This window comes from Crenothrix sp., assembly GCF_043729335.1.
GTDB lineage: Bacteria > Pseudomonadota > Gammaproteobacteria > Methylococcales > Methylomonadaceae > Crenothrix.
In genome coordinates this window covers 106,242-121,217 of record NZ_JAYTLQ010000026.1, presented here as the reverse complement: position 1 = coordinate 121,217, position 14,976 = coordinate 106,242, and the positions used below count along the sequence as shown (strand labels likewise).

The following is a 14,976-nucleotide window of genomic DNA, read 5'->3' as shown; positions in this document are numbered from 1 at the left end:
AGCCTCGCCAATGCTTTAGATATGTTTTTAATTGAGTTCAATTTGTCCAACATGTTAAATAAAGATACACATATTTGGTTTGTTGTGTAAAGATGAAAAGCGACATTTACAGTGCCGCGATATTTTCCGATTCTGGCACAAGTAACTATAGCGACCTTCAATCGGGAATAACAAACTTAACTATAGGAAAACGCAATTATGAAATCAATCAATATAAAAGTACGTTCATTATTAGTTTGCGCATCATTTTGTCTATTAGCAACAGTGACTCCCGTTAACGCTGGCTCGGCGACTTGCACAGTAGTTCCTAAAAGGCAGCCTGTATTTAACAACAAAGGAAAGGTAGTTGGTATTGTTAATGCTAAGGCTAATTTTAAAATCCATCAAAATGTGTCAAAAAATGGATGTTCAATTGCTAAGTATAAAATAAAACTTTCAAAGGGCTATCGTATTGTATACCAGCTACAAGGAACAAATATTTATATTGATATAAGTAGCTGTAAAGGCCTCTCACAAACTTGCTAAAATAGCTTAAAGTCATACACGTATAGGTAATTGTGAGCCACTCTGACTAACTAAGGATAATCAGTATTGACTGATCGCGCAATGTCGCAAAACTTATGCTTTGTGGAGAGCATGCAAAACCGGGTTAGCGTCTTTTCTGATGCGCTTTTGGCTAGCCAAAAGGGGTATACTCAATTTGGCTAACTATAAAACATGTGGCCAATAATACGAAATGCAATGAAATTTGGCCACTGCTATTGGGCTATCTATATTAGCTAGGTGCGAGGATAGCCATCGGGTGATTTGGAAATTTATGGAAAGTAACTGAATACATCAAAAGCACCTCATAATAGACGCTAACCCGATTTTCCATTGCACTGCACCTCAAACCCCGATATTTAAAAAGACTACTAATGCTGTTTCCAATCCACCCAACCCATCTGCGCGGAAACCAATACCAATATGCCAAAAACAATGCGATACCAAGCAAATACGGTAAAATCGTGTTTGCTGATAAAGCGTATTAAGCCACGTACGGCAAAAAATGCGCTGATAAAAGAAACAATTCCACCTACTGCAAACAAGCCAATATCATCCACACTGAACAAGTCCCGATTTTTGTAGACATCATAAGAAGTGGCTGCAAACATGGTTGGTATGGCGAGAAAAAAAGAAAACTCTGCCGCAGTCTTACGCGATAAACCAAAAAACAAACCACCAATAATGGTTGCGCCTGAACGCGATGTGCCTGGAATCATGGCCAGCGCCTGAGCAAAACCGACTTTTAACGCATCTTTCCAGGTAATTTCATCAATGGTTTCGGCATGAATGGTATGTTGGCGACGCTCTGCCCACAAAATCAATATACCGCCCACAATAAAGGCAGATGCCACCACAATGGGATTAAACAAATAGAATTTAATTTGTTTTAAAAACAAAAAACCCAAAATTGCTGAAGGTAAAAATGCAATGATAAGATTAAAAGCCAAGCGCTGTGACATTGCTTCAGATTTTAAACCTATAACCGTATGCCAAAGGCGTACACGATATTCCCATACTACTGCTAAAATAGCGGCAAATTGGATAGCAATTTCAAATACCTTACCTTTGTCATCATTAAAACCCAGCCATTGGCCCACTAAAATGAGATGTCCGGTGGAAGATACGGGGAGAAATTCGGTGAGGCCTTCAACAATACCTAGAATAAGGCCGTGCAACAAGAGGGTACTATCAGTCATGATATGTCGTTAATGTATTTAACAATAAAAGAATTGGGAATGTTGTTGCCTTTACAACAGCAACAGCCTTCCCAAATTGAACAATGCTTTTTTGAATTAATGGAATGATGCGTTAGAAAGTAATTTTAATGAACGTTAAATAACTGTTGCTAAACTATCCATTCCAATGGCTGCGCAATAATCAGTTGTGCCCCCCATATAACTGGCTTCACAACTGTGCGGCTAATATTAACGCTTCATGGAGTCAAAAAATTCGGCGTTAGTTTTGAAATCTTTCAGCTTGCCAATCAAAAACTCTGATGCTGCGGTTTCGTCCATAGGTTGCAGAATTTTGCGCAAGATCCAAGTTTTTTGCAAAGAATCAGGGTCAACTAAGTATTCTTCCCTACGTGTACCGGAGCGGTTGATATTAATCGCGGGATAAATCCGTTTTTCGGCAATTTTCCGATCCAGATGCAACTCCATGTTGCCGGTACCTTTGAATTCCTCGTAGATCACCTCGTCCATTCTGGAACCGGTATCCACCAAGGCCGTGGCGATAATGGTCAAGCTGCCACCTTCTTCAATATTACGGGCTGCGCCAAAAAAGCGCTTAGGTTTTTCCAGGGCATTGGCATCCACACCACCGGTCAATATTTTGCCGGAAGACGGTACGACAGTGTTATAGGCTCTAGCCAATCGTGTGATTGAGTCTAACAAAATAACCACATCGTGTTTATGTTCCACCAAGCGACGGGCTTTTTCAATGACCATTTCTGCCACTTGGACATGGCGGGTCGCAGGCTCATCAAAGGTACTGGAAATCACTTCGCCACGCACACAGCGCTCCATTTCGGTGACTTCTTCAGGACGTTCGTCAATTAACAAGACAATCAGGTAACATTCAGGATTTTGTTCCGCGATGGCTTGAGCTAGGCTTTGCAAAATCATGGTCTTACCAGCCTTAGGCGGAGAGACAATCAAGCCGCGTTGACCTTTACCGATAGGGGCAATTAAATCAATGATACGGCCGGTGAGGTCTTCCGTAGTGCCATTGCCCTGCTCTAACACAAAGCGTTCTTTGGCAAACAGCGGGGTTAAGTTGGAGAAGATGATTTTATTCTTGGTGTTTTCGGGGGGTTCAAAATTGATCTGATCAACCTTGAGCATAGCAAAATAACGTTCATTGTCTTTAGGTGGTCTGATCTTTCCGGTGATGGTGTCACCGGTTTTTAAAGAAAATCGCCTAATTTGACTGGGAGAAACATAAATATCATCGGGGCCTGCAAGATAAGAACAGCCGGGCGTTCGTAAAAACCCAAAACCATCTTGTAGAATTTCCAGAACGCCATCACCGGAGATGTCGTCGCCAGCTTTGGCCTGTTTTTTAAGAATGGCAAAAATTAAATCTTGTTTGCGAGCGCGGGCTACGTTTTCCAGCCCTAAAGATTCGGCTATATCAATAACTTCACTTATTTGTTTTAATTTTAATTCGGTAAGGTTCATATAAAAGGATAACTCGAAGAATAGTGCTACTGTGGCTAACCAGCAGTAACAACCAGGACAGGATTGACAATATTGGGATGTGATTTTTGTCGGACGATATACTAAGTGCGTTAGATTAACACACAAACTAAGTATAGCTTAAGGTCTCAAACTCGTCCAACCATTTGTAACGAGTTTGAGCAAGGTATTTAAATTTACAGATTACTATCAATAAAACTACTCAGCGCTGATTCTGATAATGCGCCTACTTTGGTACCTTCCACTTCACCATCTTTAAATAGCATCAGAGTTGGAATGCCCCGTACACCATAATGCTGCGGCGTTACAGGGTTATCATCTATATTAATCTTAACAACAGTCAACTTGCCGTCATATTTAACAGCTATCTTGTCAAGGAGTGGCGCGATTTGTTTACAAGGACCACACCATTCCGCCCAATAATCCACTAATATGGGCTGTTCTTTGCTGGCTAAAATCACTTTTTCGTTAAATTCATTATCACTGACATGAAGAACGGCATCACTCATGTGTTGTCTCCCAAAAAGCTCAAACTATAGGAGGGATCATGTAATGAGTCAATGAATTTTAAACCAATGCGTTTTTAAGTTATGCTATAGCACATGAACGATAAACATTTGACACAAACACGCTTCAGTAATCTTGAATTATCTGATTCCATCCTACGTAGCCTTAACGAGGCTCATTTTAACCATTGCACGCCCATACAGGACAAAGCGCTACCGTTACTGCTGCGCGGCAAAGATATTGCAGGGCAAGCGCAAACCGGCACCGGTAAAACGGCTACATTTTTACTGGCCACTTTTCAGCATCTCATCAATGAAATCGAATATGAGGAAGAAGATCATATTCATTACGATGACGAGGACGAGGACTTCATAGAAAAGCCTGTTGCCGCAGCCAAACTGGCGCAACCCAGCCCTGTAAAATACCCTAGAGCCATTATTCTAGCGCCGACACGGGAATTGGCCATACAAATCCACAAAGATGCGTTGCTGCTCAGTAAGCATCTTGATCTAAAATTTGCCCTGATTTACGGTGGCACCGATTACCAAAAACAATTGGACGCGGTAAAATCCAATATTGATATCATCATCGGCACACCCGGCCGCATCATTGATTTTTACAAGCAAAATGCTTTTACACTCAACAACGTACAGGTAACGGTATTGGATGAAGCCGACCGGATGTTCGATTTGGGATTTATTAAAGACATCCGTTTTCTACTACGGCGCATGCCCGCACCCGATCAGCGTTTAAACATGTTATTTTCGGCTACCTTGTCTTACAAAGTGACTGAACTGGCTTATGAGCACATGAATAATCCAGTGCTGGTGCGCATAGAAAGCGAAGACGTGACCTCTAAAGCCATACAACAAAGCGCGTTTTGCCCATCTAATCAGCAAAAGTTACCGTTATTGGTTGGCATACTCCGCCAGTATCAACCGCTACGCAGCATTATTTTTGTCAATACCAAGCGCTGCGCCGAACAGTTGGATGATTATTTGAATGCCAATGGCTATAAAACAGCCGCGCTGAGTGGCGATGTTCCGCAAGACAAACGCCAGCGACTTCTCAATGATTTCCAGGAAAACAAAATCACCTTATTGATTGCCACCGATGTGGCGGCCAGAGGACTGCATATTGCCGACGTTTCGCATGTATTCAACTACGATTTACCGCAAGATGTCGAAGATTATGTACACCGAATAGGCAGAACAGCACGCTTTGGTGCCAGCGGTGAGGCGATCAGTTTTATTTGTGAAGAATACGCCTACTCCATGCCCGATATTGAAGATTATATCGGCCAAAAAATTCCAGTTAAGCCGATTACTGCTGATCTTTTGGCGGAACTCATCATTCCTGAAAAAAGACCAGCTAAGCCCCGACCACCAAAACCGCGCCCAAGTTCAGGTTCTAGCACATCACGCCCGCCTAAAGCCCGTCCATCAACGCCCTAAAATCTTCAATGGCGTGATAATCGGTAATCTCCCTACTGGGTAACTGACTATCAGGCTTGCTAATAGATACCAGGTGCATAATGCCGAACTGCTTGGCCGAATGCAGCACCGCCAGGCTATCGTCGATTAACACGGTGTTGTGGTTTTCAAACACCTGCATGGTTTGCAATGCCTGCCAAAAACCTTGATGCTCTTTAGGCAACCCCACATCATGGGAGCTGATGATGTCATCAAAATAATGCTGCAAGGCGGTTTTTTGCATTTTTAATGACAAACTGTCACGGTGCGCATTGGTGACCAGTACCACTTTGCGCGAGCTGAGTTTAAGTTTTTCTAAAAATTCAAGCACATGTGGCAATACTGCAATCAACTCGGAAATTTCAGTTTTTAACGCGGCAATATCTAACTGCAAAGCGTTACTCCAATAATCCAGGCAATACCACTCTAGCTGACCTTCCATGCTTTTAAAGCGCGGCTGTAGCTGTTGTTTTGCAATTTCAATCGATAGCCCCCGCTGCTCGGCAAATTTAAGCGGCACAAACTCTTTCCAGAAGTAATTATCAAAATTCAAATCCAGTAAGGTGCCGTCCATATCCAGCAACACGGTATCAATTTGCTTCCAATCTATCATCAGAGTACGTTATATTTAACAAAAATAGATGACTAAAATACCACAATGGCTGAAAAACCGACTGTTCTCTCCAAGACTACGCTGTCAAAAACCCGTTTATTTCGTATTGAAGCACTGGAGATTGAGTTCAGCAACGGTGAGCGGCGCAATTATGAGCGCCTGGCACGCAGCAATAGCGACACCAGTGCGGTATTGGTAGTGCCCATGCTGGATAACGACACAGTCTTGTTGATCAGGGAATATTCTGCCGGCACACATCGTTATGAGTTGGGATTACCCAAAGGCAAAACTGACCCAGGTGAATCGTTTTTACAAGCCGCCAATCGTGAGCTGAAAGAAGAAGTCGGCTATGGCGCAAGAAGCCTGCACCATTTAAGTTCGTTTTCGATTGCGCCGTCATATCTTGAACACATGACCGAAATTGTTATCGCCCAGGATCTCTACGAAGAGCGCTTAATCGGTGATGAACCCGAAGAGCTGGAAGTAGTGCCTTGGAAACTTGATCAAATCAATGCCCTTTTGGCAACCGGTGAATGCACCGAAGCACGTTCCATTGCTGCTTTATTTATGACAGTCGAATATTTCAAAAGTCGTCAGTTATAAGCGGTACAACGGTTCCAGGCTATTATCTTTATTGGCGATAGCGCTTCGGGCTTTGTTTTCAATAAAATATTGAAACAACTTTTTACCATCCCACTCTTCAGCATCCTTACCATATAAAATCTGATTAAGATGCAGTATTTCATCTCGCAAACGTGCCTCACAAAACGTAGCCACCGCACCCAGACTGGTCACCCCAAATTGCTTATGCCCCCATTCCATGAGCGCTTCCTTGGCTTTTTCTACATCGTTAGCCGCACAGGCTTTTTTGAGTCGCTTAATAGATTCTTTAATACTAATATCGTTTTCACTTTCAACTATAACTGGCTTTTTAGGCGAGCGTTTAGCAAAAAAGTAAATCACGGTAATCAACCAACCCGCTGCCAAAAATACACAGGCTGCCCATAACCACTTGTTGTATGGCCGATGGGGTTGGCCTTGAGATTGTTGTACTGGTTTTAGCTCAGTCTTTTCCGGTATATTCGCAGGTTTTTCTGCTTTAACTATGGGCACTGTCGGCTTAACCTGAGCTGATATCGTCGCCCCCGGTGCAGCAATTGCGGTTATTGTGACTTGAGGTAAACTGGCAATTTCTACTTTTTGACTTTGTGTGTTAAACCAGGGAATCTCTATGGCTGGCAAGCTATAACTGCCCGCTTGCGATGGAATCAGGGCAATTTTTTCTTGCCGTAACGACAATAAGCCGTCCGGTTTTTTTTGTTCTTGTAATACCGGCTGATCGGGATAAATCTTAAGCTGCTCATTAGTCTTTGCATTATTTAATTCAGGCAATTGCGCTACCGTCGTGCTTTTGGCTTGCAGTGTCAACGTTCGGGTTAACGGCTCCCCCGCTTTAACTTGTTGCGTATCGCCAGACCATTCCTGCTTTAATTCCAGCTGTTCAGCCGCTATCCAATGTTGTCCCGTAAAAGTAACGGGCACAGGCTTAACATTTAACACCACCTTTTTAGAAACAACTCGTTTGGTTTTAGTGGTTTGTGAACTAAAAAAATCGTTAAAGCCAGGGGCTGTATCGGTGACCACATCTGCGGTTAATTCTAGGGGGTTAATAGTCAACTGGCCACTTTTTTGTGGAAAAATAACGTACTTGCGCTCCACAACTTCGTAAGTTGTACCGTTGTATAAGGTATTGTAATTACTGTCTTCGCCCAGCTTTTCAATCACTGCATCGTTTAATTCTGGCTCGGTCAGTTTAGCCTGAGCAATTTTAGATTTGGTGTACAAACGCATGGTATAAATTATTTGCGATTGCACGTAAGTGGTTTCTGGTGAAGCCTTAACTTCTAAAAACAACTCGCTGTCACTGTTAATGCCTTTTTTGCCTTTATTTTTACTCACCATTACCGATGTCGCTTGACTGATATCATCGCCAAATTTTATCGCCGGAATAGTAAGATGCCCTTCCCTTTTGGCCATCACATTCAAAGTCCATTGTACGGTTTTGCTTAAATTACCGTTGACGAACACCGTATTACTGCTTTGGCTTTGGTTGAGAATAGAAAAATCTTGTTCCAGTGGACTAAAATCAGGTGCCTCATCTGGCGACTCAGCGGCAGTGAAAATAATTTGGAAAGATTCGTCAAGATTGACAGGCGTACGATCTAAGGTGACATCTATTTGCACAGCAAAGGCTACATTCGGCAGCCAAAATGTCAAAAATAAAAAGGGGAACAATATTGGCTTCATTAATTTTATAACTTTCATAGTGGTTATTTTCAATCTTCAATCAGATGTGCGAGCTGCCAAGCGTGGATGTATGCCTGATAAAAACTTAAATCCTGTACTGTTGCACCTTGTCGCCCAACCATTGCAGAGGCAAAAGCTTGCGCACGTTGCAAAATAAGCGGCACTGGCCAAGCGTGCTGCATCCCCAACAGGGCAACCGCAGAAAACGCATCACCTGCACCTACCGTATCGACTACGGATACGTTATCGGCTGGGACAACCTCAAAAAATTCATTGTGTTTATTTATAGCCATTGCCCCCTGCTCACCACAGGTCACCATTAACACGTCCAGGTTATGGCTTTTTCTAAAAACCCGCATAGTTTCGGTTAACGATCCGGAAACAGGCTGTAACAGCCTTAATTCATCTTGGCTCAACTTAGCCCAATCGGCTCTATCAAGCAGCTGTATAACGCGTTCAATCTGCCACCAGGGATGCCTCAAATTGACATCGACAAATATTTTACCCAGATGTTCATTAAGCAATTTATCAAACGTCGCCGCTGAAACGTCATGGCGTAAAGCTAAACTGCCATGGTAAAGCACGCCCTCCGAATGACTATAGCCCTTAAGCTCGGTTGCGCTGATAAAATCGTACGCCTGGTTGTCCACAATATCATAACAAGGCTCGCCATCCATTACGGTAATCTGCACACTGCCTGTTGAAAGTGTGGGGTCAGTTTGCAGGTTTTCAAGACTTAAGCCCCAACTCAGCATGGCCTGTTTAATATGCAAACCTTCACTATCGTTGCCTACCCGGCTGATAAAATCGGGATGTTGTCCAAACGCCTGCAAATGCCAGGCTACGTTAAAAGGCGCACCACCAAGCACTCGCTGACCATCAGGAAACTGATCAAATAACACTTCACCAAATAGTCTTATTTGCTTATTTAGCATGTTGATTTACGGTTTTAAGACTAACAAAGGGTAACGACTCTTAAATGCCGCTAATTTATTGAATGGCAGAAAGACAAAATCTACTACTCCTGAAAGCAATGAAACACATCAGAGAAACTGCGCAACACTACCAGGCAATTGCACTGCCATCCGGAGCACGTTCACGCTGGCCATACTGGTATTTAAATTTACGCTTCAACAAACCCGCTGGATCATCAGGGATACGGTTAAGCCATTGCTCATTGGCCTGTTGTTTTTCGTCGTAAGGCTTTTCTTCAACGGCTATCGCCTGGGAGTTTTTATCTTCCGGCGATTTTTCGCCAGCCTTTTTTTTCTGTTCGGCTAACTGAGCAGCTTGCGCTTTAGCAGCTTGTTCTGCTTTCTCCTGTGCTTCCGCTTTTTCAGCAGGTGTTTGCTCAGCTTTTTGCTGATCAGCAGTATTTTCACCTGATTCCCCCGGTTTTTGCTCGGGTTTTTGTTCTGGCTTTTGCTCGGACTGCTGCGCTTCGTCAGGTTTATTGGGATCTTTACTGCCGCTATCGCTGTTTTCCTGGCTCTTATTTTGCGATTGCTGTTTTTGGTCGCCTTGCTGGCCTTGTTGTTTTTGTTGATCCTGTTGTGCTTGCTGTTTTTGCTGCTCTTGTTTTTGTTTCTGTAATTCTTTCTCTATCAAGTCTTTGTTGTACTTGGCATCGGCATTATTAGGATTAAGCCCCAGGGCTTTTTTATAAGCTTCCAAGGCTTCAGGTAGCTTACCCGATTGCGCTAAGGCATTGCCCTTATTATAATAATCATCGCTGGTTTTACCGTCCTTTAATAACGCAAGCGCTTTGTCATAATGTTCGGCTTTGTAGTGAGCCGCTGTCTTCCATGCGGAGTTTTCAAAAGTATTGGCCGCTTTAGCATAATTGCCTTGCTGATAAGCCCGCAAGCCCTGCTGATCTTTGTTTAGCCATAAATCTTGCCATTCCAGCGCATAACTGGTTTTTGGAAAAGGCAGCATCACTAATAACGCGAAACACAACACCCCTTTTCTAAAGCTTAACGCCGCTAATGGCAGTACCAGCAATAATAGCCAAGGCCCTCTATCGTTCCAAATTTCCAGTGCCAAGTTGCTGCCACTGTTGGTTTTTTGCTGCATGGGCGGGTCTAAAGAGGATATTAAGGCTTTAATATCATCATCGCCTGGGCTAAGCGTTTGATAACTGCCATGCCCTGCGCTAGCCAGTTTTTCCAATGCAGCGCTATTCAGCTTTGGAACAACAATAGCACCTTGTTGATCTTTTAAAAAGCCGCCATTGGGCAGTGCAATGGGCGCGCCATCAGCTGTACCAACCCCCAGCACCGATAATTTATAATTGCCTAAACTATTCACAGTGGCCAACGTGTTATCAACATCAACCCCATCGGTAACCAGTAATATATGGCCTTTTTGCAGCCCTGCCTGTTTAAAAAGTGCGGCGGCTTTTTCTAGCGCAAGACTGGTATTGCTGCCCTCACTAGGCATTATGTCGGTTGTCAATGCCGACAGTTGGCTGATAATGGTTTCAGCATCGTTAGTCAGCGGCGTGACCACAAAAGCATCACCGGCATACACCAACAACGCCGACTGGCCGTCTTTACGCTGCTTTAATATGTCGGCAATTTTAAAACGCGCCATCGTCAGCCGACTGGGTTTAAGATCACCTGCGTCCATAGAACGCGATAAATCCAGGGCAATTACCAGAGCAGAATCATTCCGAAAGGCCGGTGACGGCAAGCGATCCCAAGCTGGACCTGCCAACGCCAAAATCACTAACAAAGTTGCCAACGCACCTACCAACAACGGCCAACGGCTTTGATTCATGGCATCTTTTTGTAATAGATACGGCAGCAAGGCGGCATCACACACCGCCGACCAGTTACCCTGGCTCAGCTTGTGTCTCACCATTAAACTCAAAATCACTAGATAAGGAATCAATACTAACAGCCAATAAGGCCTGAGAAAATGGAATTCCGCCAGAGTCATGACAGGCTCATCCGTGTTAAACACAGGCAGGCCACCAGAGCCAATGCCAAGGATAACGGCCAAAAATACAACTCGCTACGCGGCCTGAAATACTGTTTGTCTTTTTCTACCGGCTCAAGTTTATCCAGCAAGGTGTAAATATTGTTCAATTCATCGGTATTTCTGGCGCGAAAATAACGTCCGCCAGTCGTTTCAGCCACTTTAACCAAGGTGGTTTCATCAAGATCGGCGGACGGGTTTACTTTACGTGAACCAAAAAAACTGCGCACAATCATTTCATCCGCACCCACGCCTATGGTATAAACTTTTAGCTTATTTTGTTTAGCCAGTTCCGCCGCTTTTATCGGGGAAATTTCGCCCGCAGTATTGGCGCCATCGGTTAACAGTATGGCCACGCGGCTGTCGGCTGGCTGATTTTTAAGGCGCTTAACCGCCAAACCAATCGCATCACCTATAGCGGTTTTATCGCCCGCCATACCAATCACCGATTCATTCAGTAAAGTAGTCACTGTTTTTCGGTCAAACGTTAACGGTGTTTGCAAATACGGTTGTGAGCCAAACAAAATCAACCCTAACCGATCACCCACGCGCCGATTAATAAATTCACCGGCTACCGATTTGATCACCGTCAGCCGATCAACAAATTTTTTGTTGAGCACCATATCTTCAGCTTCCATACTCGGTGACAAATCCACCACCAACATTAAATCACGGCCACTCATGGCCTGCTCTACCGGCTCACCCAGCCATTGTGGGCGTGTGCTGGCGACGATTAATAAACACCAGGCAAGTGTCATTAAAAATAATGGCCATTTTCGGGTCGGCAGCACAGCGCGGGAATTTTCTACGGAAAAGTCATCCAGGAAAGGTACTTTTAAAGCGGCCTGCTCAATAGGTACGGTCGCAGGCATTAACCACCGAATTAATAACGGCAGGGGCAAAGCAGCTAATAGCCAAGGCCATTCAAAATGAATCATGTTTTTAGTCTTGCGCAGTTTTTAAGCCAATCTCGGCACAGATTGATTAAATCTGAAATTTCAGGCTCGGTGGGTGGTGTTTTACGGTAAGGCGCATCAACCAGCAGGCGCCCGATGCCTTCACTGAAAGGCGCATCTTTTAAACCATTGTCAAGAAACGCCAACCAGGCACGACCGGTTAAACCTGCCACTTCTGAGCGCGGTGCCACACTAATGGCAACACGGCGAACCAATACCGATAACTCACATAATTTTTGCATACTGCCCATAGTGGCATCGCCTTCAATAGTGGCCAAATGCTGTCTGGCAATTTTAAGGGCTTTTTTAACAACATTGTTACGGTTTAGGCATTTATATAAGCGATATGCCAGTAACATTGCTATTGGTACCAGCAACATTAATAACCACCAGCCAATAGCAGGTGGCCACCAACTTATCGCTTCGGGTAAATGAATATCTCTAAGAGGAAGTTGCGTCGTTGGCATTTATGTATGATTACGTGTGTAAACGAATAGTCCTTGGCAGTTTTTATCTTAGCCGTTGTATTGGATCTTGTGCGGTGTTGCACTGAATCAATATCAATCCCATTTTTTTAGCTAATATTTCCAGTCTCTGCAAACGCTGTACAAAATGTTGCTGATATTGTTGTAAACGTTGCTGATCAGCGGTATCAATAATGACATCACGCTTATCATCGGTAAAACGATACCGGCCTTTATTGGGCAAGCTGCTTTCCAATGGATCATAAACAAAAACCAACACCACATCGCAATGACGACGCAATTTGGCCAGATGGCCCTCAACTTTGTCATCCATACCACGAAAATCGCTGATAATGTACACCAGACTACCCGGTCTGACATGCTTTATCAAACGCGCCAAAACTTGTTCAAAAGACAGCGACAAACTGGCTGCGCTGGGCTTTTTTTCAGGTGCCTGATGTTTTATTGGCGAGGATGCTGACTCAACGACAGGCTTGGTGGCCAAGGCATTCAAAAACCGCAACACCGCATGCTTACCATTTTGCGGCTTTAGCTCCCGGCATGTTACTTCGGAAAAAATCTGCCCACCGATTCGATCACTGTGATGCTGGGCTGTCCACGCCAATAAAGCCGCTAATTTGGCCGCTAATACCGATTTAAACACGCCGCGCGTCGCAAAGTGCATGGTCGGCCTATCATCGACAGAAATAAATACCGGACGCTCGCGTTCTTCCCGAAAAACTTTGGTATAAGTTTGATCAGTACGGGCAGTCACCCGCCAATCAATACGGCGTATATCATCGCCAGGCTGGTAAAGCCGAATCTCGTCAAACTCCATGCCACGGCCTTTAAAGCGCGATACATAGCCACCCGTCTGTTGAGAGCGAATCCCCAAGTGGTGCTGTTTTAAGCCAGCCGCAGGTTCCGCCAGATCAATCAGTGTTTTTAGAGATACTGAAACCAGTTCAGGGGCTTTCTTGCGCGGTTGATCCGGCATTATTTGCTTACTAAAAAACATCAGGGAACAGCAATTCGGGAAATAAGCTCTTTAATCACGTAATCAGTGGTAATGCCTTCGGCTTCAGCTTCGTAGGACAATATTAAACGATGGCGCAAGACATCATAAGCCATTTCCTGAATGTCTTCAGGACCGACAAACTCCCACTGTCCCAGCCATGCCTTAGCTCTGGCGCAACGATCTAAAGCAATACTGGCGCGTGGACTGGCGCCGTATTGCAACCAGCCAGCCAAATCATCCCCATAAGCACCTGGATTTCGCGTGGCCAATATAATTTGCAGTAAATAATCTTCAAGATTATCGGACAAATAAATATCCAATACTTCTCTACGTGCTTCAAACAAGATTTCTTGGCTAAGCGGCACAAACTGATCACTTTTTTTGGTGGTTTCGTAACGTGCTTCAGTTCTGGCCAAGTGTAAAATACTTTTTTCGTGCTCAGGTTTAGGATAATCAACCTTGATATGTAACAAAAAACGATCAAGCTGAGCTTCGGGTAACGGATAAGTGCCTTCCTGCTCAATGGGGTTTTGTGTTGCCATGACCATGAACAGTCTTGGCAATTGATAAGTTGCCTGGCCCACGGTGATTTGGCGCTCTGCCATTGCTTCTAACAAAGCCGATTGCACTTTTGCGGGCGAGCGGTTGACTTCATCAGCTAAAATCAGGTTATGGAACAACGGGCCTTTTTGAAATTCAAAGGTACCTTGTTGGGGCCGATAAATTTCGGTACCGGTTAAATCGGCAGGTAATAGGTCGGGAGTAAATTGCACCCGATGAAAATCAGCCTCGATGCCTTTGCTCAACACATTGATAGCTCTGGTTTTAGCAAGCCCTGGAGCACCCTCGACCAGAATATGTCCATCAGCCAACAAGCCGATCAACATTCTCTCAACAAGCACTTCTTGGCCAATAATTTCCTCATTAATGTAGTTTTTAAGCCGTATTAATGCGGTTTGTGTCGTATTTTGATAACTGTTTTTTTCTGCCATGACCCAGATTTTATTCGTAATTGAAACCAGTAAGGTTTGATAAATTAAGCAGTTTTGTTTGTCAATTTAACATTGACCGTGTTAAGCAGCGACTTCTGACACCCTGCAACTTAGCTGGTGGGCAAGCCGTTGGTTTTAGGCATTAAAACAAAAAATACTGTAGCCTGTTATCCTGGATGATGTGTTGATATCCGATAATGCAAACTCAACTAACTTTAAACACCCACCTGTAAAATTTAAACTATAAAGAAGCGCAGCGTATAAGTTAAAGCATAGCGCATCCGCAAATTTTTCTTTGTTTATAATAGCAATAAGTTTAGCTTATTACATTATATTAGCACTGTTCACTGATGTATTTTTACAAGTTTTATGTAAAGCCCTTGGACTATCAGCAACTCCACCGTTGGCGTATGGGCTGTT

14 protein-coding genes are annotated in these 14,976 nt (G+C 43.9%); 3 read left to right on the top strand and 11 right to left on the bottom strand.

Going from position 1 to position 14,976, the window contains the following annotated elements:
• The first annotated feature begins 198 nt into the window (after positions 1-198).
• Positions 199-525, top strand: coding sequence for a hypothetical protein (locus ACHZC4_RS06355; protein WP_394752983.1), 327 nt, complete (start codon positions 199-201; stop codon positions 523-525).
• Positions 526-914: 389 nt separating this feature from the next.
• Here the strand turns inward: ACHZC4_RS06355 and ACHZC4_RS06350 are convergent, their stop codons facing one another.
• From ACHZC4_RS06350 to trxA, 3 genes are all read right to left on the bottom strand, one after another.
• The gene (locus ACHZC4_RS06350) at positions 915-1,742 is read right to left on the bottom strand and encodes an undecaprenyl-diphosphate phosphatase (protein WP_394752982.1); all 828 of its coding nucleotides are present in this window, start codon (positions 1,740-1,742) and stop codon (positions 915-917) included.
• 228 nt (positions 1,743-1,970) lie between these two features.
• Positions 1,971-3,227 carry a transcription termination factor Rho gene (rho, locus tag ACHZC4_RS06345; protein WP_394752981.1) on the bottom strand — a complete coding sequence of 419 codons (1,257 nt, stop codon included), beginning with the start codon at positions 3,225-3,227 and terminating at the stop codon, positions 1,971-1,973.
• Between the two features lie 194 nt (positions 3,228-3,421).
• Positions 3,422-3,754: a thioredoxin TrxA gene (gene trxA / locus ACHZC4_RS06340; protein ID WP_394752980.1), complete on the bottom strand. Its 333-nt coding sequence runs from the start codon at positions 3,752-3,754 to the stop codon at positions 3,422-3,424.
• A 93-nt stretch (positions 3,755-3,847) separates the two neighbouring features.
• On the opposite strand from trxA, the gene ACHZC4_RS06335 reads away from it, so the two are divergent.
• A complete protein-coding gene (locus ACHZC4_RS06335; RefSeq protein WP_394752979.1) occupies positions 3,848-5,206 on the top strand; it encodes a DEAD/DEAH box helicase in 1,359 nt (452 codons plus the stop codon).
• Here the strand turns inward: ACHZC4_RS06335 and yrfG are convergent.
• Positions 5,181-5,837 carry a GMP/IMP nucleotidase gene (yrfG, locus tag ACHZC4_RS06330; protein ID WP_394752978.1) on the bottom strand — a complete coding sequence of 219 codons (657 nt, stop codon included), beginning with the start codon at positions 5,835-5,837 and terminating at the stop codon, positions 5,181-5,183. The genes ACHZC4_RS06335 and yrfG overlap by 26 nt on opposite strands.
• Positions 5,838-5,882: 45 nt before the next feature.
• Between yrfG and nudE the strand changes: the two genes are divergently transcribed.
• A complete protein-coding gene (gene nudE, locus ACHZC4_RS06325) occupies positions 5,883-6,440 on the top strand; it encodes an ADP compounds hydrolase NudE (protein ID WP_394752977.1) in 558 nt (185 codons plus the stop codon).
• On the opposite strand, the gene ACHZC4_RS06320 is transcribed toward nudE, so the two are convergent.
• The 7 genes from ACHZC4_RS06320 to ACHZC4_RS06290 all read right to left on the bottom strand — a co-directional run bounded on the left by ACHZC4_RS06320 (position 6,435) and on the right by ACHZC4_RS06290 (position 14,556).
• On the bottom strand, positions 6,435-8,162 hold the full coding sequence (locus ACHZC4_RS06320) for a BatD family protein (protein ID WP_394752976.1): 1,728 nt from the start codon (positions 8,160-8,162) through the stop codon (positions 6,435-6,437). The genes nudE and ACHZC4_RS06320 overlap by 6 nt on opposite strands.
• An 11-nt stretch (positions 8,163-8,173) precedes the next feature.
• Positions 8,174-9,079, bottom strand: a complete 906-nt coding sequence (locus ACHZC4_RS06315) for a PfkB family carbohydrate kinase (protein ID WP_394752975.1) — start codon at positions 9,077-9,079, stop codon at positions 8,174-8,176.
• A 127-nt stretch (positions 9,080-9,206) separates the two neighbouring features.
• Entirely contained in the window at positions 9,207-11,150 is a 1,944-nt protein-coding gene (locus tag ACHZC4_RS06310) for a VWA domain-containing protein (RefSeq protein WP_394752974.1), read from the bottom strand.
• A complete protein-coding gene (locus ACHZC4_RS06305; RefSeq protein WP_394752973.1) occupies positions 11,084-12,064 on the bottom strand; it encodes a vWA domain-containing protein in 981 nt (326 codons plus the stop codon). Before ACHZC4_RS06305 ends, ACHZC4_RS06310 begins: the two co-directional genes overlap by 67 nt.
• Entirely contained in the window at positions 12,061-12,549 is a 489-nt protein-coding gene (locus ACHZC4_RS06300) for a DUF4381 domain-containing protein (protein ID WP_394752972.1), read from the bottom strand. Before ACHZC4_RS06300 ends, ACHZC4_RS06305 begins: the two co-directional genes overlap by 4 nt.
• A gap of 43 nt (positions 12,550-12,592) precedes the next feature.
• Positions 12,593-13,543, bottom strand: coding sequence for a DUF58 domain-containing protein (locus ACHZC4_RS06295; protein ID WP_394752971.1), 951 nt, complete (start codon positions 13,541-13,543; stop codon positions 12,593-12,595).
• Positions 13,544-13,563: 20 nt separating this feature from the next.
• Positions 13,564-14,556, bottom strand: coding sequence for an AAA family ATPase (locus ACHZC4_RS06290; RefSeq protein ID WP_394752970.1), 993 nt, complete (start codon positions 14,554-14,556; stop codon positions 13,564-13,566).
• Positions 14,557-14,976: the final 420 nt, after the last annotated feature.